The organism is Nocardioides sp. (assembly GCF_014360585.1).
Classification (GTDB): Bacteria; Actinomycetota; Actinomycetes; order Propionibacteriales; family Nocardioidaceae; genus Nocardioides.
Genome location: NZ_JACIXG010000007.1, coordinates 32,915 through 58,169, shown reverse-complemented (window position 1 = coordinate 58,169; position 25,255 = coordinate 32,915). Strand labels below are relative to the sequence as shown.

The 25,255-nt window shown below is 69.5% G+C and carries 28 protein-coding genes and 1 tRNA gene; 13 read left to right on the top strand and 16 right to left on the bottom strand.

The window, feature by feature from the left end; translation table 11 throughout:
- Positions 1–157 precede the first annotated feature (157 nt).
- Both H5T77_RS04195 and H5T77_RS04190 read right to left on the bottom strand, forming a co-directional pair.
- Positions 158–231, bottom strand: a tRNA-Pro gene (locus tag H5T77_RS04195).
- A 77-nt stretch (positions 232–308) separates the two neighbouring features.
- Positions 309–1,028 (bottom strand): FadR/GntR family transcriptional regulator, encoded by a 720-nt coding sequence (locus H5T77_RS04190; RefSeq protein WP_292645458.1) that lies wholly within the window; start codon positions 1,026–1,028, stop codon positions 309–311.
- A gap of 95 nt (positions 1,029–1,123) precedes the next feature.
- Here H5T77_RS04190 and H5T77_RS04185 point away from each other — a divergent pair, with 95 nt between their 5' ends.
- Positions 1,124–1,639, top strand: a complete 516-nt coding sequence (locus H5T77_RS04185) for a gluconokinase (protein WP_472850331.1) — start codon at positions 1,124–1,126, stop codon at positions 1,637–1,639.
- 220 nt (positions 1,640–1,859) lie between these two features.
- Positions 1,860–2,468 carry a hypothetical protein gene (locus H5T77_RS04180; RefSeq protein ID WP_292645455.1) on the top strand — a complete coding sequence of 203 codons (609 nt, stop codon included), beginning with the start codon at positions 1,860–1,862 and terminating at the stop codon, positions 2,466–2,468.
- Positions 2,469–2,535: 67 nt separating this feature from the next.
- Here H5T77_RS04180 and H5T77_RS04175 read toward each other — a convergent pair whose 3' ends face one another.
- Positions 2,536–3,030, bottom strand: a complete 495-nt coding sequence (locus H5T77_RS04175; protein WP_292645453.1) for a VOC family protein — start codon at positions 3,028–3,030, stop codon at positions 2,536–2,538.
- A 169-nt stretch (positions 3,031–3,199) separates the two neighbouring features.
- Between H5T77_RS04175 and H5T77_RS04170 the strand changes: the two genes are divergently transcribed.
- A complete protein-coding gene (locus H5T77_RS04170; protein WP_292645449.1) occupies positions 3,200–3,664 on the top strand; it encodes a MarR family winged helix-turn-helix transcriptional regulator in 465 nt (154 codons plus the stop codon).
- A gap of 56 nt (positions 3,665–3,720) precedes the next feature.
- Here the strand turns inward: H5T77_RS04170 and H5T77_RS04165 are convergent, their stop codons facing one another.
- The 11 genes from H5T77_RS04165 to H5T77_RS04115 all read right to left on the bottom strand — a co-directional run bounded on the left by H5T77_RS04165 (position 3,721) and on the right by H5T77_RS04115 (position 13,096).
- Positions 3,721–3,927, bottom strand: a complete 207-nt coding sequence (locus tag H5T77_RS04165) for a hypothetical protein (protein ID WP_292645446.1) — start codon at positions 3,925–3,927, stop codon at positions 3,721–3,723.
- Between the two features lie 65 nt (positions 3,928–3,992).
- Positions 3,993–5,378 (bottom strand): ribosome biogenesis GTPase Der, encoded by a 1,386-nt coding sequence (gene der, locus H5T77_RS04160; protein WP_292645443.1) that lies wholly within the window; start codon positions 5,376–5,378, stop codon positions 3,993–3,995.
- Positions 5,371–6,111, bottom strand: coding sequence for a lysophospholipid acyltransferase family protein (locus tag H5T77_RS04155; RefSeq protein ID WP_292645440.1), 741 nt, complete (start codon positions 6,109–6,111; stop codon positions 5,371–5,373). The genes der and H5T77_RS04155 overlap by 8 nt, the downstream gene beginning before the upstream one ends.
- Positions 6,108–6,827: a (d)CMP kinase gene (gene cmk, locus H5T77_RS04150; protein WP_292645437.1), complete on the bottom strand. Its 720-nt coding sequence runs from the start codon at positions 6,825–6,827 to the stop codon at positions 6,108–6,110. Before cmk ends, H5T77_RS04155 begins: the two co-directional genes overlap by 4 nt.
- 10 nt (positions 6,828–6,837) lie before the next feature.
- Positions 6,838–7,935 (bottom strand): prephenate dehydrogenase, encoded by a 1,098-nt coding sequence (locus H5T77_RS04145; RefSeq protein WP_292645435.1) that lies wholly within the window; start codon positions 7,933–7,935, stop codon positions 6,838–6,840.
- A 102-nt stretch (positions 7,936–8,037) separates the two neighbouring features.
- Entirely contained in the window at positions 8,038–8,436 is a 399-nt protein-coding gene (locus H5T77_RS04140; protein WP_292645432.1) for a VOC family protein, read from the bottom strand.
- Complete coding sequence (locus H5T77_RS04135; RefSeq protein WP_292645429.1) at positions 8,417–9,235, bottom strand: helix-turn-helix domain-containing protein; 819 nt, start codon at positions 9,233–9,235, stop codon at positions 8,417–8,419. The genes H5T77_RS04140 and H5T77_RS04135 overlap by 20 nt, the downstream gene beginning before the upstream one ends.
- Positions 9,236–9,764: 529 nt before the next feature.
- Complete coding sequence (locus H5T77_RS04130) at positions 9,765–11,027, bottom strand: HNH endonuclease signature motif containing protein (protein WP_292645426.1); 1,263 nt, start codon at positions 11,025–11,027, stop codon at positions 9,765–9,767.
- A 580-nt stretch (positions 11,028–11,607) separates the two neighbouring features.
- Positions 11,608–12,003 carry a VOC family protein gene (locus tag H5T77_RS04125; protein ID WP_292645423.1) on the bottom strand — a complete coding sequence of 132 codons (396 nt, stop codon included), beginning with the start codon at positions 12,001–12,003 and terminating at the stop codon, positions 11,608–11,610.
- Positions 12,004–12,009: 6 nt separating this feature from the next.
- Entirely contained in the window at positions 12,010–12,462 is a 453-nt protein-coding gene (locus tag H5T77_RS04120) for a methyltransferase family protein (RefSeq protein ID WP_292645419.1), read from the bottom strand.
- 55 nt (positions 12,463–12,517) lie between these two features.
- Positions 12,518–13,096 carry a TetR/AcrR family transcriptional regulator gene (locus H5T77_RS04115; protein WP_292645416.1) on the bottom strand — a complete coding sequence of 193 codons (579 nt, stop codon included), beginning with the start codon at positions 13,094–13,096 and terminating at the stop codon, positions 12,518–12,520.
- 137 nt (positions 13,097–13,233) lie between these two features.
- On the opposite strand from H5T77_RS04115, the gene H5T77_RS04110 reads away from it, so the two are divergent.
- Genes H5T77_RS04110 through H5T77_RS04100 form a run of 3 tightly spaced genes read left to right on the top strand, consistent with a single transcriptional unit; the run spans position 13,234 to position 18,212 of the window.
- Positions 13,234–15,714: an MMPL family transporter gene (locus H5T77_RS04110; RefSeq protein ID WP_292645413.1), complete on the top strand. Its 2,481-nt coding sequence runs from the start codon at positions 13,234–13,236 to the stop codon at positions 15,712–15,714.
- Between the two features lie 31 nt (positions 15,715–15,745).
- A complete protein-coding gene (gene recQ, locus H5T77_RS04105) occupies positions 15,746–17,587 on the top strand; it encodes a DNA helicase RecQ (protein ID WP_292645410.1) in 1,842 nt (613 codons plus the stop codon).
- 43 nt (positions 17,588–17,630) lie between these two features.
- On the top strand, positions 17,631–18,212 hold the full coding sequence (locus tag H5T77_RS04100) for a histone deacetylase (RefSeq protein ID WP_292645407.1): 582 nt from the start codon (positions 17,631–17,633) through the stop codon (positions 18,210–18,212).
- Here H5T77_RS04100 and H5T77_RS04095 read toward each other — a convergent pair.
- Positions 18,196–18,387, bottom strand: a complete 192-nt coding sequence (locus tag H5T77_RS04095; protein ID WP_292645405.1) for a helix-hairpin-helix domain-containing protein — start codon at positions 18,385–18,387, stop codon at positions 18,196–18,198. The genes H5T77_RS04100 and H5T77_RS04095 overlap by 17 nt on opposite strands.
- Before the next feature lie 50 nt (positions 18,388–18,437).
- On the opposite strand from H5T77_RS04095, the gene H5T77_RS04090 reads away from it, so the two are divergent.
- The 5 genes from H5T77_RS04090 to H5T77_RS04070 all read left to right on the top strand — a co-directional run bounded on the left by H5T77_RS04090 (position 18,438) and on the right by H5T77_RS04070 (position 22,823).
- Positions 18,438–18,917 (top strand): DinB family protein, encoded by a 480-nt coding sequence (locus H5T77_RS04090; RefSeq protein ID WP_292645403.1) that lies wholly within the window; start codon positions 18,438–18,440, stop codon positions 18,915–18,917.
- 146 nt (positions 18,918–19,063) lie between these two features.
- On the top strand, positions 19,064–19,702 hold the full coding sequence (locus H5T77_RS04085; RefSeq protein WP_292645400.1) for a LysE family translocator: 639 nt from the start codon (positions 19,064–19,066) through the stop codon (positions 19,700–19,702).
- A gap of 67 nt (positions 19,703–19,769) precedes the next feature.
- On the top strand, positions 19,770–20,750 hold the full coding sequence (locus H5T77_RS04080; protein WP_292645397.1) for a DUF5829 family protein: 981 nt from the start codon (positions 19,770–19,772) through the stop codon (positions 20,748–20,750).
- 19 nt (positions 20,751–20,769) lie between these two features.
- Positions 20,770–21,513 carry an IclR family transcriptional regulator gene (locus H5T77_RS04075; protein WP_292645394.1) on the top strand — a complete coding sequence of 248 codons (744 nt, stop codon included), beginning with the start codon at positions 20,770–20,772 and terminating at the stop codon, positions 21,511–21,513.
- Between the two features lie 77 nt (positions 21,514–21,590).
- Positions 21,591–22,823, top strand: coding sequence for an MFS transporter (locus H5T77_RS04070; RefSeq protein ID WP_292645391.1), 1,233 nt, complete (start codon positions 21,591–21,593; stop codon positions 22,821–22,823).
- Here H5T77_RS04070 and H5T77_RS04065 read toward each other — a convergent pair.
- Positions 22,820–23,689: a carbohydrate kinase family protein gene (locus H5T77_RS04065; protein ID WP_292645388.1), complete on the bottom strand. Its 870-nt coding sequence runs from the start codon at positions 23,687–23,689 to the stop codon at positions 22,820–22,822. The genes H5T77_RS04070 and H5T77_RS04065 overlap by 4 nt on opposite strands.
- A gap of 113 nt (positions 23,690–23,802) precedes the next feature.
- On the opposite strand from H5T77_RS04065, the gene H5T77_RS04060 reads away from it, so the two are divergent.
- The gene (locus H5T77_RS04060) at positions 23,803–24,393 is read left to right on the top strand and encodes a TetR/AcrR family transcriptional regulator (protein WP_292645385.1); all 591 of its coding nucleotides are present in this window, start codon (positions 23,803–23,805) and stop codon (positions 24,391–24,393) included.
- Positions 24,390–25,076 carry a hypothetical protein gene (locus H5T77_RS04055; RefSeq protein WP_292645382.1) on the top strand — a complete coding sequence of 229 codons (687 nt, stop codon included), beginning with the start codon at positions 24,390–24,392 and terminating at the stop codon, positions 25,074–25,076. Before H5T77_RS04060 ends, H5T77_RS04055 begins: the two co-directional genes overlap by 4 nt.
- The last annotated feature ends 179 nt before the right edge of the window (positions 25,077–25,255 follow it).

The following is a 25,255-nucleotide window of genomic DNA, read 5'->3' as shown; positions in this document are numbered from 1 at the left end:
GCACCCTGACCACCAAGCTTTGACCGCCGCTGGAGACGCATTTTCGATCTGGTGGGCCCAAAATGGGCCCACGGCGACGCCGACGGGCAACGTGGTGAACCTCGCGGACAGGCACAAAAAAGCCCCTGACCTGCGATGCAGGTCAGGGGCGAATCTGTCGGGCTGACAGGATTTGAACCTGCGGCCCCTTGACCCCCAGTCAAGTGCGCTACCAAGCTGCGCCACAGCCCGAAACTGCGAGCGGATCTCTCCGTTCGAAGCGCTCCGAACATTACCGCACGGCGCCGGGCGGCCTCCAATCGGTACCCCTACGGCGGGTCGTCCGCGGAGGCGAGGGCGGCGGCGGCCTCGTCGATGATGGCGCGCATGGCTTCCTCGGCCCCTGCGGGGTCGCCGTTGCGGATGCAGATCGCCACCTTCTCGTGCAGCTCGATGGCGGTCGGGTTCGGCTTGGCCGGCATCAGGTGGTGGTGCGTACGGCCGGCGAGGAGCTCGGCGACGAGGTCGCCGAACGCGGCGAGCATCTCGTTGCCGCAGGCGTTGAGGAGCACCCGGTGGAAGGTGGTGTCGGCGTCCAGGTAGGCCTCCAGGTCGCCGGCGGCGGCGTGCACGACCATGTCCGCCACCGCCTGGGCGAGGGCGCCGTGATGCTCCGGCTCCGCGCGCTCCGCGGCGAGGCGGGCGGCGATCGGCTCGAACCCCCGGCGCAGCTCGGAGAGCGAGAGCAGCTGCTCACGCCGGCCCTCGCCGTCGAGGCGCCACCGGATGACGAGCGGGTCGAAGACGTTCCACTCCTGTCGCGGCAGGACCGTGATGCCGACACGTCGCCGGGTCGTGACCATGCCCATGGCCTGGAGCACGCGCACGGCCTCCCGGGCGATCGGGCGCGAGACGTCGTACGTCGCCTGGATCCCCTCCAGGGTGAGGACCGCCCCCGTCGGGAGCTCTCCAGAGACGATGTCGCGTCCGAGTGCGTCCCGGACGCTCTGATGCAGCCGACGTACGGCGCCCCCGCTGGAAGTCGTCACGTCGGCATCGTCCCACACCCCTGGATTGCCACAATCAGGGTCCTTTCGACGACCGCTCTTGCCAAACGGATGCCTTTTCGTGCACGCTGTGACGCGTGACACAGCACCCCCTCCTCGTCGTCATGGGCGTCTCCGGCTGCGGCAAGTCCACCGTCGGCGCTGCCATCGCCCAGCGCCTCCAGGTCGCCTTCGCCGACGCCGACGACTTCCACCCGCCGGCGAACATCGCGAAGATGGCCTCCGGCCGCCCGCTCGACGATGACGACCGCCGCCCCTGGCTGGAGACGCTCGGCGACTGGCTGGCCGAGCACGAGCCCACCGGCGCCGTACTGAGCTGCTCAGCGCTCAAGCGCAGCTACCGCGACCTGCTCCACAGCCGCGCCGACGGCCTCCGGCTCCTCCACCTCAGCGGCACCCCAGAAGTCGTCGAGGCGCGTCTCGCCGCTCGCGCGGACCATTTCATGCCGGCGTCTCTGCTGCGATCGCAGTTCACGACTCTCGAGCCGCTCGCCCCCGACGAGCCGGGCACGACGATCGACATCGACCAGGACATCGACGCGATCGTCGACCGCTACCTCGCCAGCTCCTCCTGGCCGAGCTTCCTGGCCTGATCAGTAGGGGTTCAAGCAAGGGCGTCGCCATAGGCGGCGCCCCTGTGCATGAGCCGATTCGGCAACCCCGATGTGCGATAACGCGCGCTCCTAGATCCAACCGACATCCGGCCAGAACGGTCCCAGAAGCCACTCAGGTCCCATCCGTCACTGAAACTGTCGGTGGTCTCCGACAGAATCATCTGTGACCGAAGGAACACCCCCAACCCAGGAGCTCACCGTGTCGGATTCATCTTCCCCATCCGCCACCGACGAGACCACCGCTCCGGCGACAGCTGCCAGCGAGGCGTCCGTGGACTCGCCCGTCAAACTCGACCCGATCTCCCGCAAGGGCACCCCTGCTCACCGCACCAAGTCTCGGCGCGAGGGTGCCGGGCGGCGCCAGGGCATGCCGGTGCAGGCGATCAGCCTCTCCGTGCCGGCCTCCCTGGCGGCGCAGTGGAAGACCTACAGCCAGGAGGTCCCGCGCTCGCTCGTCGACGTGATGCTCGACGCCGTCGCCGCGACCCGCCCCCGGCTCCCGGTCCTCCTGCGCGCCCACCAGGCCGCGCTGCGCGAGAAGACCAGACCCGTCTCGGACGGCACCTTCATGCGCAACGTCCCGAAGCCGAAACGGCTCGAGGACCCGTACGTCACGATGCCCCTGCGCCTGCTGGCGACCAACGTCGACGTGCTCGATGCCATGGTCCACGAGATGGCCGCGGAGTCCCGCTCGCAGCTCGTCGTGGTGGCGCTGACGGCGTGGCTCGCCGACCGGCGGGCAGAGGAGCAGGTCTACGAGGAGCAGCTCGAGCTCGAGGTGCCCGAGGACCCGTTCGACCGTCCGTGAGCAGACGGCCGGGACAGGCGTGAGCCCGTCCCGGCCGTCTCACCGGTCCAGCAGTTCAGCGGTCCGGTCAGAGGACCTTGGTTCCGTACATCTCCCCCAGCGGGTCGGCGAGGAGCTCGAGCCGCTCGCCGTCGGGTCCCGCGAAGTAGATCGACGACTTCGACTCGATCAGGTAGTCGACCCCCGCGTCGTCCAGCTTTGCGCGCAGGTAGTCCCACTTCTCCGCGGTCACCGAGATCGCGATGTGGTGCAGCCCGCCGAGCACCTCCGCGTACTCCCCCAGGTCCAGCCCGGGCAGGGTGAAGAAGGCCAGCAGGTTGCCCGCCCCGACGTCGAAGAAGAAGTGGTCGGAGCCGGCGTAGTCACGGTTCTCGAAGATCTCGGTCAACGGGAACTCCAGGAGCCCCTGGTAGAAGTCGATCGACCTGCGTACGTCCGAGGCGAGCAGCGCGGTGTGATGGATCCCGCGGGCCGTACTGGCGGGGCGGACGGCCTCCTCGCGGAGGTACTCCTTCTTGATCCGCTGACGGTCCTTCGAGATGTTGTCCAGGTCGATGCTCATCGCTCTCCTCATGCCGGTGCCGGAGCCCGACCCGCCCTACGTGGCCGGCGCCCAAGGGGCCGGAACAGAGTCTAGTTTCTGCATCAACCGTTTTCGTAGCCGACGCCGTCAGGCCGCCGATCCACGGTCGTGCTGAAGGCGCCGGTCACGACTCGGTAAGGTAGCCCTCATGGATGAGGTCAAGTGGCTCAGCAATGACGAACAGGTCGCGTGGCGTGCCTGGCTGGCCGTCAACGCACAGCTCACATCTCGGATGAACCGCGACCTCCAGGCCAAGAACGGCCTCTCCCTCGCCGACTACGACGTCCTGGTCAACCTGACCGACGTCCCCGACCGCTCGCTGCGGATGTTCGAGCTCGGCGACAAGCTCCAGTGGGAGAAGAGCCGGCTCTCGCGTCAGGTGATGCGGATGGCGGCGCGTGGTCTCGTCGAACGTCGTGAGTGCCTCGACGACCGGCGCGGTGCCTATGTCGATCTCACCCCTGCCGGGCTCGAGGCGATCAAGGCCGCGGCCCCCGAGCACGTGAAGCTGATCCGCCAGGTCATGTTCGACGCGTTCACCCCCGAGGAGGTCGCGTCCCTGACCAAGCTCTACCAGGGCGTGCTCGAGCGCCTCGAGGCCAAGCCGGCCTAGGACGTACGTCAGGCCCGCAGGTCACCGGTGGTGACCTGCGGGCCCGTTTCGCTCGGCTAGCGCTTGATCCCGAACGCGGAGGCCACCTTCTCGGGCGATGTCGTCGGTGCGCTGCTGGTGCGGGAGAGCACGCGCTCGCCGGGCTCACCGACCGGGCGGTCGTCGCAAAACAGCTGGGTACGTCGCTGCGTACGGTGCAGCGCAGGGTTCGCGCGCTGCTGGACCTGGCCGGCGTGGAGACCCGGATGCAGCTGGGCTGGCACGCCGCGAACAACGGCTGGGTGCACGCGGGGGCGGACGCTCAGCTGGCGCCCGCTCCCGCGGAGCACTAGCGCTTGCGCTTCTCCCGAACCCGCTGCTGGAGCACGATCGGGGTGCCGACGAAGCCGAACTCCTCGCGCAGCCGGCGCTCGATGTAGCGCTCGTAGGAGGCCTCGAGCTTGCCGCTGGTGAACAGGACGAAGGTCGGCGGCGCCGTCGAGGGCTGGGTGGCGAAGAGGATCTTGGGCTGCTTGCCGGAGCGGACCGGGTGCGGGTGCTCGGCCACGAGACGGCCGAGGAACGAGTTGAGCGCGCCGGTGCCGATCCGCGTCTCCCAGCCCTCGAGAGCCTTGTCGAGCGCCGGGACCAAGCGGTCGACGTGCCATCCGGTTCGGGCGGTGACGTTGATCCGCGGGGCCCACTGAACCTGGACGAGCTCGCGCTCGACCTCACGGTCGAGCTGCCAGCGGCGGTCCTCGTCGACGAGGTCCCACTTGTTGAACGCGATGACCAGCGCGCGACCGGCCTCGCGGACCGTCTGGAGGATGCGGATGTCCTGCTCGGAGATCTTCTCCCCGCCGTCGATCACGAGTACGGCCACCTCGGCACGATCGATCGCGGTCGTGGTGCGCAAGGAGGCGTAGTACTCGTGCCCGGAGGACTCCTTGACCCGCTTGCGGATGCCGGCGGTGTCGATGAAGCGCCACTCCCGGTCACCGAGCATGATCAGCTCGTCGACCGGGTCTACGGTCGTGCCGGCGACGTTGTCGACGACCGCCCGCTCCTCCTTCGCGAGCTTGTTGAGCAGGGAGGACTTGCCCACGTTGGGCTTGCCGACCAGCGCGATACGTCGCGGACCGCCGATCTCGGCGCCCTCGGGCATCGGCGGCGGGTCGGGAAGCACCGCGAGGATCGCGTCGAGCATGTCGCCGGAGCCACGGCCGTGGAGGGCGGAGACGGGCCACGGCTCACCGAGCCCGAGGTTCCACAGCCCGGCCGCCTCCGCCTCGGTGCGCATGTCGTCGACCTTGTTAGCCGCCAGGATGACCGGCTTGCCGGACTTGCGCAGGATGCGTACGACCGCCTCGTCGGCGTCGGTGATGCCGACCGTCGCGTCGACGACGAAGAGGACGGCGTCAGCCAGGGACACCGCGATCTCGGCCTGGGCGGCGATCCGCTCGGCCAGACCCTGGGCGTCGGGGTTCCAGCCGCCGGTGTCGACGAGCGTGAACCCCTTGCCGTTCCAGTTGGCGTCATAGGAGATCCGGTCGCGGGTCACCCCGGGGACGTCCTGGACGACGGCCTCGCGGCGTCCGATGATCCGGTTCACCAGGGTCGACTTCCCGACGTTGGGGCGGCCGACGACCGCCAGCACCGGCTGCGGGCCGGTCGGGGTCTCGTCGGTCTCGTTCAGGTCTCGTACGTCCTCGTACGAAACGTCGGGGTCAGTCATCGTTCTCCTCGGTAGGTAGCGGACCGGGCAGTTCGCGTCCGGTCAACGCCATCGCGTGGTCCTGTTGGACCAGCATGTGCTTCTGGAGCAAACCCGACACATGCCCGACTTGTTCCCTGGTACGTGGCCAGCCTACGCGCTCCACGTGGAAAGGCTCGCCATAGACGATGTCGATCAGAGCACCTTTGTGCGGCAGGGACGAGATCCCGCCACCCGGGTCGCGGCTGCCGAACATGGCGACCGGCACCACCGGGGCGCCCGAGGCGAGGGCGAGGTAGGCGGCTCCGCGGTTGAAGTGTGCCAGGTCGCCGGCGCCGCGGGTGCCTTCCGGATAGATCCCCATCGCGTTGCCCTCACGCAGCACGCGCAGCGCCATCTTCACCGCGGTCGGGTCGCTGCCGAAGCGGTAGAGCGGGATCTGCCCCGCCCAGCGCAGGAACGGGCCGAGGAACCAGTGCTCGAACATCTCCAGCTTCGTCAGCGCGTGCACCGGTCGCGGCGTGAAGATCGCCAGCAGCGGGCCGTCGATGATCCCGATGTGGTTGGAGGCGAAGACGACCGGACCGGTCTTCGGGATGTTGTCGGTCTCGTGCAACCGCACGTCGAAGCGGCGCCGGATCACCCACCGGGCGTAGACGTTGATGTGGTAGAGCGCCCACCGGCTCGGGTGCGGAACGTCATCCGTGCGCGGGAGCTCACTGCGGGGCGTACCCGCGTGCGGGCTCGCGCTCACTCCCCCGCCTTGTCGGATGTGCCGCGTGCAGTGGTCTCGACGAGCTCGACCACCTGCTGGATGACCTCCTCCAGCGTGTACGGCGTGGTGTCGAGGTGGGTGGCGCCCTCCGGCACCGCCGCACCGCCCTTCGTGGAGTCGATCTTGTCGCGGTTCTCCAGCGACGCCCGGACAGCCTCCGCGTCGGTGCCGCCCTCCTCGGCGGCGCGACGCGCCGCACGCGCGGCCGGGTCTGCGGTGACGTACAGCTTCAGATCGGCCTCGGGCCACACCGCGGTGCCGATGTCACGGCCTTCGACGACGATGCCGGAGCCGGCGGCGAGCGAATCGCGGATCTCCTGCTGCTGGAGCGCCACCAGGCGTGTCCGGACCTCGGGGACCGTGGCGACCGGGGAGACCGCTCCGTTGACCCGGTCGCTGCGGATCTCGACCGAGACGTCGCCGCCGTCGAGGGCGATGGTGGGGCCGAGCGGGTCCGTGCCGGAGGTGATCACCGGCTTGCCGGCCGCGGCCGCGACCGCCTCGGCGTCGTGCACGTCGATGTCGTTGCTGAGCATCCACCAGGTCATCGCCCGGTACATCGCACCGGTGTCGAGATAGCGCATCCCCAGACGGTCGGCGACCCCGCGGGAGGTGCTCGACTTTCCGGAGCCGGACGTGCCGTCGACGGCGATGACGATGCTTGCGGGGTCAGTGGTGGGATTGCTGCTGCTCACGGGCGGGAGCCTACCGGTGAGCGACCCAACCTCGGGACTCCAGAACGGCCTGCATCCGGTCGGCCGCGTCGGCGGCCACGATCAGCTCCATGACACCGACCGGGCGGCCGGGGTCGTGGTCGATGCGTACGTCCTCGATGTTGACGCCGCTCTCCCCCGCGTCGGCGAAGAGCCTGGCCAGGTTGCCCGGCTCGTCGGGCACCGTGACGTAGACGCTCGCCTGGGCGGTCTGGGGTCGGCCGTGCTTGCCGGGGATGGCCCGGGTGCCGGCCTGCCCCTCCTTGAGAAGTACGTCCAGGGCAGCGGCGTCGCCGTTGCCGACGGCCGAGATCATCTCGTCGAGCTGGGCGCGGAGCTCGGTGAGCAGATCGGTCACCGCCCGCGCGTTGCCGGCCACGATCTGGCCGTAGAGGCCGGGGTCGCCGGCGGCGACGCGGGTCACGTCGCGCACGCCCTGGCCGCTGAGGCCCAGGTGTCCCTCGGGCGCCACCGCGAGCCGACCGGCCACCAGGGCGGCCATCAGGTGCGGTACGTGGGAGGTCCGGGCGACCGCTTGGTCGTGGTCCTCTGGGCTGAGGGTGAGCGGGACCGCGCCACACAGCCTGGCGAGCTCGGCGACGAGCTCGGTCGCGACCGGGTCGGCGTCCGCGTGCGGCGTCACCGCCCAGGGGCGTCCCTCGAACAGGGTCGCGGTCGCGGCCAACGGTCCGGAGCGCTCGCTGCCGGCCATCGGGTGCCCGCCCACGTAGCGGCGTACGTCGTCGCGGCTGTGCTCGCGCACGTAGGCCAGCGGCGATGCCTTCACGCTGCCGACGTCGGTGACGACCGCGTCGGGGTTCTCGGCCAGGACCTGGGTGATCACCTCACCGAGATGTGCCGGCGGGACCGCGACGACGACCAGCTGCGGGGCGTCGCCGGGCTTGCGGCGACGGCCGGCCCCGAGGCCGGTCGCGGTGCGTACGTGGCTCGCGACCGCGTCGTTGAGGAGCACGTCGAGTCCGGCCGCCGCACACGCCAGCGCCACCGAGGTGCCCAGCAGCCCCACGCCGACGATCTCGACCGGACCGGTCAGCGCTCCCCCGGCCCGTGACTCGTAGGCCTGTCTCATGGCTCCAAGGCTAAAGGGTCGGTACGGCCGGGACCTCTTCGTCTCAGGGCTGGTGGTGCGCTATCGCGGCTGCCGACCAGGGTGTGCGATATCGCGGAGCACCTATGACGGCTGGTAACTACCGAAGGACCACGAGTTGCCCTCCGGGTCGGTGACGGTGCCGCCGCGGCCGCCGTAGGGCTGGTCGACCATCGGCCGGACCACGGAGGCTCCGGCGGCGACCGCCTTGTCGAAAAGGGCGTCGGGGTCCTCGTCGATCAGATAGGCGGAGGAGCCTCCGGTGGCCTTCAGGACCCCTTCGTCGCGTACCTGCCCGAACATCAGTCCTCCCCCGGCGGGCCAGAGCCACTCGGCGTGGACGACGATGCCGTCCTCGCGGTAGGTGGCGTGCTCGACGAAGCCGATCGCGCTCAGCCACGTCAACATCGCCTCGGCGTCCTGAAACGCCATCGACTGCCAGTACTTGATCTTCGCTACGTCTTCAACAAGTTCTTTGCTCATGCCTCGAGTCAACCGGCTGCCGGTCGGCGAGGTCTTGAACGAATGGGAACTCCTCGCGCAGCCAGGTCGTCGGCGTACACCCGGCGAACTCGTGCCACTCGCGGGTCAGATGCGCCTGGTCGGCGTAGCCGCAGACCATCGCGGCCTCCGACAGCGGCATCCGGCCGACGAGTCCGCGCGACCGGTCGAAACGCGCCAGCCGCTGGAACTGCTTCGGCGCGACGCCGGTCTCGGCGCGTACCAGGTCGCTGATCCGCCGTCGGCTGTAGCCGACGTCGTCGGCCACCTCCTGCACCCCCGCTCCCCCGGTCAGCAACGCCAGCGCCCGCCCGACCTCCGCCCGCGGCCCGGGCTCGCCGTGGCGCGCCAGAGCGTTGACCAGCCTGGCCACGACCAACTGCCCCCAGGTCTGCGGATCGGCCCCTGCGAGCCGCTCCGGAAGATCGCGTACGCCGCCTGGTGCGGCCACCTCGTCGAGGGCCAGGAGCTCGCCGCGCCAGGCCGCCGCCGGCATCCCGAACAGCGCCCGCACCCCTGCAGTGGTGAGCCCGAGCTGCACGCCCCGCTGGTGGCCGCGGTGATGGATCGCCGCCGGCCGAGTGTGCAGCCCGGAGACCAGCGACCATGCCGTCACCGGCTCAGTGCCACTCCCCCATGAGGTGACCAGCGGTTCGTCGACCGACAGCACGAAGGTGATCTCGGTCGACGGCATCCCCCGGTGCACCCCCGGCGCCCCGAAGTCCACGTCGTAGGTGACCAGCGAGGTGACGTAGGGCCGAAGCACTCCCGGCATGGTCATATCTCGATGGTGCCACGGTCGGGGCGGGTTGCCCATGCGCTATCGCGGCGGCCGGGGATCGTGTGCGATAGCGCTATGCGGTGGTGGGCGATGTGTTCTTGACCTGGGTGGCGAGTTTTCGGGCATTTGTGGCTGGTCGTCTTTGTTGGGTTGGGGCCGCCGACCCGTTTTGGATGGTGTTCACGCCGGATCCCGGAGTCAAGGACGGCCTTCGGCCGCCGGCTTCGCCGGCCGCTTCGCGGTCCTTGACACCGGGATCCGGCGAGAAATTTGGCTGGCTATCGGGTCGGCGGCGGGGTTTGGCGCAGCGAGTTTGGGTCGGGTGCGGGATTGGGGACCGGGGTTGGCCTGCCCTGCCAGGGGACGTTCGTCGGGGGCGCTGCACTAGACGATGACACCTCGTGAACCCTTCCCAAGGGCGCTCCCGTGCCGCGCCGAGGCCACTAGGTCGTCGGCTAGGACAGAGGGTCCGACCTCGTGAAACCCTTCACAAGGTCGGATCCGTGGGCCGGAGCAGGCCGCAGCGCGGTCAGACGCGGCGGGTGAACCGGATCCGTCCGTCCGGGAGGCGTTCATAGTCGTAGTTGGGGTCGTGGATCCGGCGATGATCGCTGGGACACAGCAACACCATGTTCGCGAGATTTGTGAGGCCGCCTATCGACCAGGGTTTCAGATGATGTGCCTCGGTCCACGCGGCTGGTGCGTCGCAGTCTTCGGCTTGGCAGCACTTGTCCCGTAGCCGCAGTGCCCGGTGTTGGACCGGGTGGGCCAGGCGGATGCTGCGGCCGAAGTCGAGGATCTCGGAACCTGTGCCGAGTACGACGGGGATGAGGTCGGCGTTGCACGCCATCCGACGCGCCTCAGCGGCGGTGATCTGCTCCCCATCGAACCCCAACGCAGCGGTGCCGAGGTCCTTGCGGAGGTCCTCGACGCTCATCGTGATGAACACCGTGGTGGCATGGCCACCGTGGCGGGGCAACTGGTCGACGTCGTAGGTCTCGATGACCCGAGCGAACGCTTGGCCCAGCAGCCGGTCATAGGGGGCTTTACGGCCCCGGTCCTCAGCGGAGAGCTTCCTCGGCTGCGCCAGGGAGTCCAGGATGGTCCGGAGTCGGTGACCGATCGCGTTCGAAACGCGGGCGTGGATGTCCACGGTCCCGTCGCCGTTGGCGCGAGAGGTGAAGAACGTACGCCGCTGGGCGCGTTCTTCTTCGCGCTGGAGGGCTTTGGCTTCGGCTGCTTCGAACCGTTCGGGGTCGACCTCGGCCAGGATCCGCTTTCCGATGATCTCGAGCTTGGTCGCGGTCATCTCGGTGGCGTACTCGACCAGCAGCTTCTCCGCGAGCACCAGGTTCTCGGTGCTGGCTTCGGGGTCGGCCTCGATCACCTCGAGGGCCTTGACCATCACCCGGGCCTTGTCCTGGGACACGACCCCCTCGGCTAGGCCGGCGGCGACGAGCTCGTACTTCGCGAGTCCGGCGGCGAGTTTCACCTCGGAACGTCCGACCTTCTTGTCGACCAACAGGTCGGTCCACATCCACCCTGAGACGTCTTTCGCGCCGGTCTCTTCGGCGATGTCACCCGAGACAGCGAGGACCCGCAGCCGCAACGCGGCTTGTTTGGCCTGGATGATCTCCAGACGCTTCAACCGGTCCTTCTTCTCACCGGTGCGCCAATAGGCAGGGTTCCTAGTGAGCAGGTTGTCGAGGGAGGATTCGAGGGCGGCGAGCTCTGCGTCGATCGGGTCCTTGGGGTTGGTGCCCCAGTGGTTGATCTCGGGTTCGAGACTCATCGCCGCCCCTCCTCTCCGGTGTGTTTAGGGGCGTGTTGTGATGGGTCTGATTCTACTCTTTCAGCCCGCACGAATCTACTTATATGCGCAGGTCAGCCGCTGTTTTCGCGGTGAGCGAACGGCCTCGTGCTTGTGGACTACAAGTGGCCCGAAGGGCCACCCTCGCACCCCACGACATCACCGTTCCGAAGCAAGAATGCGCTGCGCCACACCCGGGCCGCCGCCCCGATAGCCAGCCATCTTTTTTCTCGACGTGGTCCGGTGTCAAGGACCGCGAATGCGGCCGGCGTAGCCGGCGGCCGAAGGCCGTCCTTGACTCCGGGCCGGGTCGAGAACATCCTCGAAGTCGGTCGGCGGCCCTGACCGGCCTTCGGGTGGGGCGTCTCCGGCAGGGAGGTCTCGACAAGCTCGACCACCGGGGACTGAGCGTTCCGGCAGGGAACTGTGTTGGTCTCGACACGCCTCCGCCTAGCGGCTCCGGCGGCTCGACCAGCGGGAGTGGGAGGTCTCGACACGCCTCCGCCCAGCGGCTCCGGCGGCTCGACCAGCGGGGCACGGTCTCGACCAGCGGGGCGTGGTCTCAGCGGACGAAGATGCAGAAGACATGCCCAGCAGGATCCGCATAAGCCCGCAACGGCTCCTGAGGATCATCAGACCGGTCATAACGAAGCTCAGCCCCGAGCCCGAGCACATGAGAATGCTCAGCATCCAGCTCCTCGACAGACCCCACGACCGTGTCGAGATGCATGTGCTTGACCGCCCCAGGCGCAGGCCAGCCGGACGGAGCCGTCTCGGACTCGTCGACCCGATTGAACGCCAGCGCGCGACGCCCGTCGGGCCAGGTCAGGACGAGCCAGTCGTCTTCGCCAGGCTCCTCGTCGCCCGGCCGGTAGACGAGGCCGAGGAGCTGGCGGTAGAACTCCGCGAGGCGGCGTACTTCGGTGGTGTCTAGGACAGTGTGGAGCAGCTCAGCCACGCCGTGTCACCTCCGGGGCGGACCCAGCCAGCGGGGCGTAGCGCGGCGGTACTCCTCGTAGGTCCGGCCGAAGCTCCACGACAGCGCGTGCTCCTCCGCGGGGATCTGGATGCGGTCCATGACCGCGACGAACGCGGCGACGGGGACCAGCGGGAGCCAGCCGCCGCGCAGCAGCGCGTGAGCGGTGAGGACGCCGGTCATGCTGACGTACATCGGGTTGCGGGTGTAGCGGAACGGGCCGTCGACCACGACGGCGGTGCTGCGCTCGGGCACCAGCGGGTTCACCGTGGTGTGCTTGCGACTGAACGCATGCACCGCGCTGGCCGCCACACAGACCGATCCGGCCGCGAGGGCACCGGCGGCGACAGATCTCACCGGGGTCGGTCGGCGGCGTGGAGCGAGCAGATGCTGGGCGGCCAGGCCTACTGCGACATAGACGGGCGGAGGCACCTTCGGCATACCTTCCACCGTAGCCCGGACGAACGGCCCGCACGCCCTCTTTCTTGGGTAGTTCCTAGTGGAGCAGGGCCCGGACCAGGCGTTCGGCAGCATCCGGCGCGGGCTCGGTGCGCTCGAGGGAGTGGAGCACGAACCCGCCGACGAGGGCTCGTACGAATTCCATGACCGGCAGATCGGCCGGCAGCTGACCGACCGCGACGGCGGCCTCGATGCGGGTGGAGACGGTCGCAGTGATGCCGAGGGCGTCGTTGAGGCGGGCGCCGATGTCGGGGCTCTCGCAGGCTGCGGCGACGAGCGACCGGACGAGACCGTCGTTGCCGGGCTGGGCGACGAGGTCGATGAGATCCTGCATCCAGGCGATCAGGTCGGCGCGGATGTCCCCCGTGTCGGGTACGACCGGGCTGTCGGGCAGCAGCATGTCTTCGATGAGGGCATCGGCCACGACCGCGCTCTTGGACGACCACCAGCGGTAGATCGTCTGCTTGGAGACACTAGCCTCGGCCGCGATGCCCTCGATGGTGAGGTGGTCGTAGCCCCGGGCCGCGAAGAGCCGCCCGGTCGCCTCGAGCACCGCGAGACGAGCCTCCTCGCTGCGTACGGCTCCTCGACGGCGAGCTCCTGTTGACGCTGGCATGAACGGCATCCTAAGAGCCTTCACCATCCCGTGGCGAAGACTTGGATGTGACCCATCACTCCCTCGACGATCCTTGTCCGTCAGGACACAGGTGATTTACTGGACGCACCGTTGCGAATTACCGGAGGGATGCCGCCATGGCGGAGCTGTTGTATCGATTGGGCAAGACGGCCGCGCGCCGCGCCTGGCTGGTGATCCTTGCCTGGGTGCTGGCGCTGTCCGGCGCTGCCGGGGCGTACGTCGCCTGGTCCGGCGAGCTCACCACCACCTTCGACATCCCAGGCCTGCCGTCGTCCGAGGTGGTCGACGAGCTCCAGGAGGGGCTGCCCGACCTGGCCGGCGGATCCGGCACCATCGCCTTCCGGACCGAGGACGGCAGCCCGCTCAGCTCCACCCAGAAGCAGGAGATCCAGGCGCTGATCACCAGTGCCGAGGACCTCCCCGACGTCGCCGCGGTCACCGACCCGTTCCAGACCGAGGCCCAGCGCGAGGCGCAGGCCGAGAAGGTCGCCGAGGGACAGGCCAGGATCGAGGCCGGCCGCAGCAAGCTCGAGCGTGCTCAGGCGAAGCTCGACAAGGCGCAGGCCGACATCGACGAGGCTCGCGCGAAGACGGAGGCCGCCGGGCTGCCGACCACCCAGATCGACGCCCAGCAGGCCGCCCTCGACAAGCAGCAGTCGAAGCTCGACGACAGCGCCGCCGACCTCGAGACCAACGCCGCCGAGGCCCAGAACGGCGCCCAGCTGCTGGAACTCTCGGAGGAGATCCGGATGGTCTCCGCGGACGGCTCGGCCGCACTGGTCAACGTCGCCTACTCCGTCGGCCGTCTGGAGATGTCCGAGGAGACCAAGAAGGCCACCGTCGACCACTTCACCGACGACCCGGTCGAGGGGGTCGAGATCGGCGTCTCCGCCGAGCTGTCCCAGGAGCCACCCAACCCGATGGGCCCGGGCGAGATCGTCGGTGTCGGCGTCGCCGCGATCGTCCTGCTGGTCATGCTCGGCACCATCATCGGCGCAGGCGTCCCGCTGGTCACCGCACTGACCGGCGTCGGCATCGGCGCCCTCGGTGCGCTCTCCCTCTCCGGCGTCGTGCAGATGGCCTCGATGACCCCGATCCTCGGCCTGATGCTCGGCCTCGCCGTCGGCATCGACTACTCGCTCTTCATCCTCAACCGACACCGCAAGCAACTGCTCCACGGCTCCGACGTCACCGAGTCGATCGCGCTCGCCAACGGCACCGCCGGCACCGCCGTCGTCTTCGCGGGGTCCACCGTGATCGTCGCGCTGGTCGCGCTCAACATGACCGGCATCCCGTTCCTCGGCCTGATGGGATCGGTCGGCGCCGCCTGCGTCGCGATCGCCGTCCTGGTCGCGATCACCCTGACCCCGGCCATCCTCGGGCTCGTCGGCGGCCGCATCGTCTCCAAGCGGGCGAAGAAGAAGGTCAGCGCACAGGACGCCGCCGAGGCCCGCGCCAAGCCGATGCCGACCTGGCGCGCGCTGGTCACGGTCATCGCCTCTGTGATCGCCTTGCTCGCCCTCGCGGTCCCCGCTCTCGACATGCGCCTCGGCCTGCCCGACGGCGGCTCTGAGCCCGAGGGTTCGCTGGCCAAGACCGCCTACACGATCACCGAGGACAGCTTCGGCGCCGGCGCCAACGGCCCGCTGCTGGTCGCCGCCGAGCTGCCCGACGGGCTCAGCGAGTCCGGCGTCCAGCAGGCGCAGCTTACGGTCGCCAGGACGCTGGCAGACCTCGACAACGTCCGCGCTGTGGCTCCCGTTGCGGTCTCCGAGGACGGTCGTACGGCCGCCTTCCAGGTCGTCCCCGAGGAGGGCCCCAACAGCGTCTCCACCAACGAGCTGGTCAACACGATCAGGGACATGCCGGCGGTCAACGGCGACATCACCCTCGGCGTCGCCGGCGCCACCGCGGTCGCGATCGACGTGTCTCAGGGGCTCACCGACGTACTCCTCCCCTACCTCGGCGTCGTCGTCGGGCTCTCCCTGCTGATCCTGATCCTGGTCTTCCGCTCCATCCTGGTGCCGCTCATCGCGACCGGTGGCTTCGTGCTCTCCCTGCTGGCGACGTACGGCCTGGTGGTCGCGGTCTTCCAGAAGGGCATCGGCGCCGAGCTGATCGGCCTGGACAGCACCGGACCGATCCTGAGCTTCCTGCCGATCCTGCTGGTCGGGATCCTCTTCGGCCTGGCGATGGACTACCAGCTGTTCCTGGCCTCCGGGATGCGGGAGGCGTACGTCCACGGCGCGCCGGCCCGCCTCGCCGTCGCCCAGGGTTTCCGGGCTGGGCGCTCGGTCGTGATCGCGGCCGGGCTGATCATGGTCTCGGTCTTCGGCGGGTTCGTCTTCGCCGAGTCGGTGATGATCCGCTCGATGGGCTTCGGCCTCGCCCTCGGTGTGCTGCTCGACGCCTTCATCGTCCGGATGCTGCTGATGCCGGCCCTGATGCACCTCCTCGGCGGCTCCGCGTGGTGGCTACCGAAGTGGCTCGACCGCATCCTCCCGAACATGGACGTCGAAGGTGCCGCGCTCGAGCGCGCCCACGGCTCCACCGCCGTCGACGGGGCCACGGTGAAACGCGAGCAGATCAGCGTCTGAGGTGTCGGTGGCGGCCGGTAGGGTCGCTCGCGTGAGCGAGGAAGCGACCGCGCGAGGCGCGGACTTGACCCCGGAGCTGGATGTCCTGCGCCGTGTCTTCGGATACGACGAGTTCCGTGGCGACCAGGCCGAGATCGTCGCGCACGTGGCGACCGGCGGTGATGCGCTGGTGCTGATGCCGACCGGTGGTGGGAAGTCGCTGTGCTACCAGATCCCGTCGTTGGTGAGGGCCGGGACCGGAGTCGTCATCTCGCCGCTGATCGCGCTGATGCAGGACCAGGTCGACGCGCTCTCCGCGCTCGGGGTGCGCGCGGGCTTCCTCAACTCCACCCAGATGCCCCACGAGCGGCAGCAGGTGGAGAAGGCGCTGCTCGCCGGTGAGCTCGACATGCTCTATCTGGCTCCCGAGCGGCTGCGGGTGCCGGAGACCGGGCGACTGCTCGACCAGGCCAAGATCTCGCTGTTCGCCATCGATGAGGCCCACTGCGTCTCGCAGTGGGGTCACGACTTCCGGCCCGACTATCTGCAGCTCTCCCACCTGCACGAGCGCTGGCCGGAGGTGCCGCGGATCGCGCTGACCGCGACCGCGACCGCGGAGACGCGCCGCGAGATCGCCACCAGGCTCAACCTCGAGGACGCCCGCCACTTCGTGGCCTCCTTCGACCGGCCGAACATCCAGTACCGGATCGCCCCGAAGGACAAGCCCGCCAAGCAGCTCCTCGACCTGATCCGGGCCGAGCACCCAGGCGAGGCCGGCATCGTCTACTGCCTCTCCCGCAACTCGGTCGAGCGCACAGCCGCGACCCTGGTCGGCGCCGGCATCCCCGCGCTCCCCTACCACGCGGGCCTCGACGCCCGCACCCGCTCGCAGAACCAGTCCCGCTTCCTGCGCGAGGACGGCATCGTCATGGTCGCCACGATCGCCTTCGGGATGGGGATCGACAAGCCGGACGTACGTTTCGTGGCCCATCTCGACCTGCCCAAGTCGGTCGAGGGCTACTACCAGGAGACCGGCCGAGCCGGACGTGACGGACAGCCGTCGACAGCGTGGCTGGCCTACGGGCTGGCCGACGTCGTCCAGCAGCGGCAGATGATCGAGACCTCCGAGGGCGACCGGGCCCACAAGCACCGGCTCGGCCAGAACCTCAACGCGATGCTGGCGCTGTGCGAGACCGTCGACTGCCGTCGGGTGCAGCTGCTGCGCTACTTCGGCCAGGCCACGGAGCCCTGCGGCAACTGCGACACCTGCCTGACGCCGCCGGAGTCCTGGGACGGCACCATCCCCGCCCAGAAGGTCCTCTCCACCGTCATCCGGCTCGACCGCGAGCGCAACGGACAGCGCTTCGGGGCGGGTCAGATCGTCGACATCCTGCGGGGCAAGGAGACCGACAAGGTCCGCCAGTTCCGCCACCACGAGCTCTCGGTCTTCGGCATCGGCACCGACATCGCCGAGAGCGACTGGCACTCGGTCATCCGCCAGCTCCTGGCCCGGGAGATGCTCGCGGTCGACCCCCGCTACGGGGTCTTCTCGCTGACCGACGCCGCCGGTCCGGTGCTCCGCTCGGAGCAGCAGCTGATGCTCCGCAAGGAGCCGCCGCGGCAGGCCCGGCGCAGCAGCTCCGGCGAGCGCAAGCCCAAGGTGGCAGCCGCCGACCTGTCCCCGGAGGCCGCCGAGGTCTTCGAGCGCCTGCGCGCGTGGCGCGGCGAGGTCGCCAAGGAGCAGGGCGTGCCTGCGTACGTCGTCTTCCACGACGCCACCCTCCGCGAGATCGCCACCCGTCTACCGGCCAGCCGCGACGAGCTCGGCACGATCAGCGGGATCGGCGAGGCGAAGCTGGAGAAGTACGCCGACGGAGTTCTCGCCGTTCTCTAGGCGTCGGCCCCCTCGGTCCACGCCCTCGGTAGGCTGCGCCGCGATGGTTTCAGAGGTCTGGTACGTCAGTTATGGATCCAACATGTGCCGCGACCGTCTCGGTGCCTACGTCCTCGGCGGCCAACCGGTGGGGGCGCTGCGGTCGTACGTCGGGGCCCGTACGCCTGCCATGCCGGTCGACGACGTCGCCGTCGACCTCCCCGGACGCCTCTACTTCGCGGGCGAGTCGATGACGTGGACCGGCGGGGTGGCGTTCTACGACCACGACGCGGCCGGGTCGTGGACCGCTGCCCGGGCCTTCCGGATGACCGCCGAGCAGTTCGCCGACATCGCCGCCCAGGAGATGGACCGGCCGCCCGCCCCCGGCGACCCGATCGAGAAGGTCGTCATCGACGGGCTCGAGGAGGGCCGCCACGAGGCGGGACCGGGGCACTACGAGACCCTGATCGAGGTCGGGCGCCGCGACGGCCTCCCGATGCTCACCTTCACCGCGCCGCACGGCTTCGACGCTGTCCCGCACACCTTGCCGTCGGCTGCGTACGTCTCGATGCTCGTTCGCGGGCTCGAGGAGGCGCGTGGCTGGGATCGCCGACAGGCCGAGGCGTACGTCAGGGAGCGCTGCTGAGCACCTCGCGCAGCAGACGCACCGCCTTGGGCCCGACACCGTGGAGCGTCAGCAGAGTGTCCAGGTCGTCGGGCAGGTCCGACAGTGCGCGATAGCCCGCTGCCAACAGCGCTCGTGTGGCCGGACGACCGATCTTCACACCATCGAAGACCGGTCCGGCGTCCTCCGTCGACATGGGATCAGGCTACGGCTCAGACCTTCTCGCTCGGGCACTAACCTGCACACATGAGCATCGGACGGGCTGACGAACGCACGCTTCTCGAAGGAATGGTCGACATCCAGCGCGGTGAGATCAGCACGATCCTCGAGGACCTCGACGACGAGGAGGCGCGACGGAAGCTGGTCCCGTCGCTGACCACCCCGCTGGGGCTGGTGAAGCACGCGACCTTCGTGGAGAAGGTGTGGTTCCATTCGCGCGTCGCGAACGTTTCCCGCAAGGAGATCGGGCTGCCGGACACGGTCGACGAGAGCTTCGTGCTCGATGCGGAGGACACCGTCGAGTCCGTCCGGGCCGCCTACCTGGCCGCCTGCGAGCACTCGCGCGAGGTCGCCGCCGCACACGAGCTGGACGAGGAGTTCCCCTGGCACGGGAAGCAGGTGACGCTGCGTTTCGTCTACGTGCACATGATCCAGGAGCTGGCCCGCCATGCCGGCCACGGAGACATCCTCGTCGAGCAGATCCGCGCCGCCCGTCAGAGCAGCTGACCCAGCACGTCCCCTGTGCCGAGTCGGCTCGTCATGACGAGCCGACTCGACGCGGGACCCGTCAGTTTGCGCCGACTCGGCGCAGCGCGTCTCGCCCACCAGAAATCATTCGTACGCCGCTACGACCCTGCCGCAGAATGACTGACGTGCCGACCCTGAACCAGTTCGCCGCCTTCGCGCTCGCCTCCGTCATCTTCATCCTGATCCCCGGCCCGAGCGTTCTCTTCGCGCTCGGCCGCGCCCTGACCGCCGGCCGCCGCGAGGCGGTCCTCGCCGTGGGCGGCAACGCGCTCGGGCAGTTCGGTCAGGTCCTGGCGGTGGCCGTCGGCCTCGGCGCGCTGGTGGCGGCCTCCGCCACCGCGTTCACCGTCGTGAAACTGGTCGGCGCTGCGTACGTCGTCTATCTCGGCGTCCAGGCGATCCGCCACCGAGGCGACGCCCGGGCCGCTCTCCACGGCGAGGACGTCGCGCAGACGACCGCCTGGGGAGCGATCCGCACCGGGTTGATCGTCGGGGCGACCAACCCGAAGACGATCGTCTTCCACCTGGCCTTCCTGCCTCAGTTCATCGACGCCTCGGCACCAGCGGTCCCCCAGATCCTTCTGCTCGGCGCGATCTTCTCGGCGATGGCCTTCACCTGCGACTCGGGGTGGGTCGTCGCGGCGAGCCGGGCCAAGGCCTGGTTCGCCCGCAAGCCCAAGCGCCTCGATGGCCTCAGCGCGGGCGGCGGAGTCGTCATGATCGGCCTCGGCGCCACCATGGCCACCGCCAGCCACGGTGCCTGACCTACGGCGCCTGACCTACGGCGACATTTCGAGGACAGGAACGTCCGGGTGAACCAAACTGGGAGCCATGCGGACTCCATGGAGAATCTCGGGCTTCATCGCGGCTGCGACCGCCGCACTCGTTATCGCTTCGGGGGCAGCGACCCCTGCCCAAGCCGAGGAGCAGGAGCGTCAGGACCCGCTCTTGGCCTTCAACCACGCCTGGGCGATGGTCGACCGGGAGACGGCTGACGCGATCGAGCACTCGGAGTATCTGGGAAAGTTCGCCGACCGTCGGATCAACACCGGCAACGACGGGAGCCAGACCTGGACCGGTCGCTACCTGCTCGGCAAGGAGACCTACCTGGAGTTCTTCGGACCGGGCGACGCCCCCGACGCGGTCGCCGGTGACACCGGGCTCGCCGTCTCGGCGGACAAGGACGGCGACCTGGCGACCGCCACTGACAACCTGCACCACCTCGGCGTCGACCCGGTCGAGTTCACCCAGGTGACCGATCTCGGCGACGGCGAGCCGATCCCCTGGTTCGACGTCACCTACACGACGACCGCCTACGACACCTTCTTCTCCTGGGCGATGGAGTATCGCGACGAGTTCCTCGACGACCCGCGGCTCAGCTTCCCGCCGGCCGCCTACGAGGGTGACGTCAGCCGCGACCGCTACAACCGTGACCGCTACCTCGACCACCAGATGCGCGACGTCATCGGCATCCAGATCGCCACGACCGAAGCCGACATCGAGAAGATGGTGCCGCTGTGGCGGGCCGCCGGGATCACTATCCGCGTCCTGAAGAACGGCGGTGTCCTGGCCTTCGACGGCATGACCACCATCCGTCTGCTCCCGGTGCCGGCCGAGGAAGCAGGCGTACGCCACATCATCCTCGCCCTCAACGAGCCGGCCGAGGAGCCGCACACGGAGACGATCGGCAGCTCGACGCTGCACGTCGGCCCGGGGGCGTACGCGCTGTGGACCTTCGATCCGATCGAGGCCACCCCGACCACCCGGTCCGGCGGCTCCGGCAAGCCGCTGCACCCCGCCTTCGGGGGCTGAGGTAGTAGCCTCCGCAACGATGGCAGGGAACAGTCGGCAGGCCGGCACGAGCGTGACCAGCCGGGCGCTGGCGATCCTGAGCGCGTTCGACGAGCAGCACCGCGCGATGTCGCTCAGCGACATCGCCGCGCGCTCGGACCTTCCGCTCGCCACGACTCATCGGCTCCTGGGCGAGCTCTCCCGGTGGGGCGCCCTGGATCGGCTGCCAACCGGCGAGTACGTCATCGGCCGCAAGATCTGGGACATCGGCCATCTCGCGCCTGCCGAGACCGGACTGCGTCAGGTCGCCGAGCCGTTCCTCCACGACCTCTACGGCGCGACCCTCGCCACCGTGCATCTCGCCGTACGTGACGGGACCGAGGTGGTCTACCTCGACCGGCTGCGCGGCAATCAGTCCGTCCCGGTGGTCAGCAAGGTCGGCGGCCGCCTTCCGCTGCACGCCACCGGGGTCGGCAAGGTCCTCCTCGCCCACGCCCCTGGCGAGGTCCAGGACACCGTGCTGGGCGGGCTCACTCGGATCACGTCCTACACGATCACCCAGCCGGGCACCCTCCGTCGGCAGCTGCGGCAGGTGCTCGAGAAGGGCTATGCCACGACCCGGGAGGAGATGACCCTCGGCGCCTGCTCGATCGCCGTACCCATCCACCAGCGCGACCGGGTCGTCGCCGCCCTCGGCCTGGTGGTTCCCTCGCTCAAGGGGAGCGAGCAGCGGTTGTACGGCGCGCTCCGCGTCGCCGCTCAGTCGATCGGACGGCGACTTTGACAAAAATTTGCCCGGGCTTTCCACTGGATGGAAGTCGTGGCGGCGGTCACAGGGGCGACTCCTCTTAGGTTCGTCCCATGAATGTGTCCCCAACCACATCGTCGACCGCTGCCCGCGGCGGCACCCGTAGCCTCTGGCCGGTCATGCTCTGCTGGCTCGCCGTCGCCCTGGACGGCTACGACCTCGTCGTGCTCGGCGCGGTGATCCCGACCTTGGCCGAGACCGGCGCCCTCGGGTTCACCAGAGCGTCGCTGACCACCGCCGCAACGCTCGGTCTGGTGGGCGTCGGCATCGGCGCAGTGGCCATCGGCCCGCTCGCCGACCGCTTCGGCCGCCGGATGACGCTGATCAGCAGCATCGCGCTGTTCTCGCTGCTCACCCTTGCCGTCGCCTTCGCCCCCAACGCCACGGTGTTCATCGCGCTGCGCTTCCTGGCCGGGCTCGGCCTGGGCGCCTGCCTGCCGACGGCGCTGGCGTTCATGAGCGAGCACGCCCGCCAGGGACGCTCGGGCACCGCCATGACCCGGATGATGACCGGCTATCACGTGGGTGCCGTACTCACCGCCCTGCTGGCTCTTTGGGTGATCCCGCAGCTGGGCTGGGAGGCGATGTTCGTGATCGGCGGTGTCGCGGGCCTGCTGACGGTCCCGGTGATGTGGGCGAAGCTCCCGGAGTCGCAGGCCTACCTGGAGACGGTCGCCACCGAGAAGGTACGCCCCTCCGAGGTCGTTCGCGGCCGCCTGCTGTGGGTCAGCCTGGGACTGTGGGCGGCATCGTTCTGCGGGCTCCTGCTGGTCTACGGCCTGAACACCTGGCTGCCCACGATCATGGGCGAGGCGGGCTACTCCCTCGACGCCGGCCTCGGTCTGCTCCTCACCCTGAACGTCGGTGCCGTGATCGGCCTGGTTCTCGCCGGCCTGATCTCCGACGCCAGGGGCAACAAGCCGACGGTCGTGACCTGGTTCGGCGTCGCCGCGGTGATGCTGGCACTGCTCTCGATCAAGATGGAGAACAGCTTCCTGGTCTACGGCGCGGTGCTCGCAGCCGGAATCTTCGTCTTCAGCGCGCAGGTGCTGGTCTACGCCTTCGTCAGCCATCTCTACCCCGCCCGGATCCGCGGCACGGCGCTCGGCATGTCCGCCGGCATCGGCCGAGTCGGTGCCATCGTCGGGCCGTTCCTCGGCGGCGCGCTCCTGACCGCCGGCATCGCCTACCCGTGGGGCTTCTACGCCTTCGCCGGCGCCGCCGTCATCGCCATGCTGGCCCTGCTGACCGTGCCGGCACATCCTGCCGAGGAGACCGCCGGCTAACAGACCCGGTCGAGCGCCGGGTGGAGGTGCTCGGTCTCGATCGCGACCCGGGCCTGCTCTGCCGCGGCCCGGAGAGCGACAGCGACCGGCTCCGTACGCAGCCTCGCGGCCAGGAAGCCCGCCATGAAGGCGTCGCCGGCGCCGTTGGTGTCGACGACGTTGGCGGGCACCGCTGCCACCTCGTGCCGGGTCCCATCCGCCTCCAGTGCAATCGCACCCTTCGCTCCGAGAGTGCAGACCGCGAGGCGAGGACCGCGCTCGAGACAGGAGGCCATCAACCTCCAGGGGTCGTCGGTGGCGTCGTCGTTCATGAACACGCCCTCGGCGGCGCGCACGAACGACTCGTGGAACACGGTGGACCCGTCGTAGTCGTGCAGGTCCATCCACAGCGGAGTCTGGGGCACCGACGGCATCGACATCGCCTCGAGCACCAGCCGGCCCAGCTCGCTCAGGTCGATCACCGCGAGATCCGCGGCGGCGATCCCGCTCACCGCCGCCCGGACCGCGTCGGCACTCGGGGACGAGGGGGTCGAGACGTACAACGAGACCCGGCCTCCCCCGTCGGCCATGAGATTGACGTGCCGCTCGGTCTGCTCGCTGGCGATCGCCTCCACGACGACACCGACCCGGCGGAGCCGCTCTCTCAGCCGCGCGCCGTCCTCGTCGGCGCCGAGCTGAGCCCACAGACGTACGTCGACGCCGAGCCCGGCGAGATGCAGCGCCTTGCCCGCGGAGGTGCCCCCGACCGTGTGCCAGGACCGGCGCGCGAACTGCATGTGAGGCACCGGCGCGGGCAGATGGTCCAGCGCGATCAGGTGGTTCCAGGACGCGGGACCACACACCACGACCTGCGGAGACGAAGACATGCGCCTATTCAGCACCATCGGCCGGCGTCGCGCACCGGGGACAACAGGAGCCGAGCGCCTTGTTCCTGGTTGTTAATGTTACGGACAGTAACTTATGCCCCGGAGGAACGATCGTGAGTGGCTCGACGCGCCTGCCTGCCGCGCAACGGCGAGAGCTGCTGGTGGCTGCAGGCGTGGAGATCGCCCGCGCCGAAGGCGGGCGCGCGGTCACGCTCGCCAGGGTGGCCGAGGCCTGCGGGGTCTCCAAGCCGATCGCCTACCGTCTCTTCGATTCCCTCACCGATCTGTTGACCCTGATGGAGCGCCAGGTCGTGGCCGACTACGAGGCGGCAGTGATCGGCGCGCTCGAGGACGCACGCCGGGACGGGGCGTCGCCGGCCGAGCTCTTGTCGGTCCTGGCCCGGACCTATGTCGACCACAGCCTGGGAGCGGGCGCGGTCTACGAGACGGTCTCCGCGGCGCGCGCCGCGACCGAGGAGGTCGAGGATCACTTCTTCGAGGTGCCCGATGCGTTCTCCCGGATCTGGGAGATGCTCGGCCTGCCCGCAGGCGAGGAGACCGCGTTGCTGACGATGTTCCTGGGTGCGGCCGACAACCTCGTCACCGCCATCCAGGCGGGCGTCATCGAGCAGGATGCCGCCGTCGACCGCTTGGTGGCGCTCTTCGCCCCGCTCGTGCCGGCCGTGCCGGGGATGCACTCGTGAACCCGCTGGCTGCGATCGGCGGCATCATCGGGTTCGGAATAGCCGGCCTGGATCCGTTCGGTGCCCTCGTCGTCGTACCAGCGCTGGCTGCCGGCGTCCGGCGCCGCGTGATCCTGCTGTTCTTCGGGACTGCCTGGCTCGCCACCGTCCTGACCGGGATCGTGCTCGGTGAATCCGTCCAGCACGTCGCCGCCTGGCTGCGCGACCTGTTCACGGTCCCCGACCCGGTGCGTCTGACGGTGCAGCTGGTCCTCGCCGCCGGCGTCGGGCTCTGGGCCGCCTACCGCTGGGCCCACCGCAACGACACGAAGCCGGAGAGGACGAGGCCGATGCTGGCCGGACCCATCGGGATGAGCCTGATGGGCACGTTCTGGGGCGTGAGCGCGTTGACCGACCCCAGCTTCTTCGGCGTCGCGACGGTCGGCGCGAGCATGCAGAGCATGCTCGCTGTCGCTGCCGTCTTCACCGGATGGTTCCTGATCAGCCAGGCCCCGCTGTGCCTGGTCGTGCTCGCCCTCGCCGCCGGCCGCGACTCCCGCCCGGTCCAGCGCGCGATCAGGTTCGCTCGTCGCACCGCCCGCCCGGCCGCGTACGTCATGACCGCTCTCCTCGCCGCGGCGTTCCTCTTCCTGATCGTCAACGGCGCCACCTACCTGGCCACCGGGACCTACTGGCCCGCCTGACCGGGCGCGCCCTCAGTCGATGAAGTCGACCGTGACCGCGTACGCGTTCCGAAGTGGCGCGAGGCTCTCCGCCTCGGCGACGAGCGCCTCCTGCCGCTTGCGGCTCAGCGGCGTGAACGCCTGGAACGCCTCGAGCTCGATGTGCAGGGGCGCCCCGCAGGCTCCAGGTCAGCAGAATG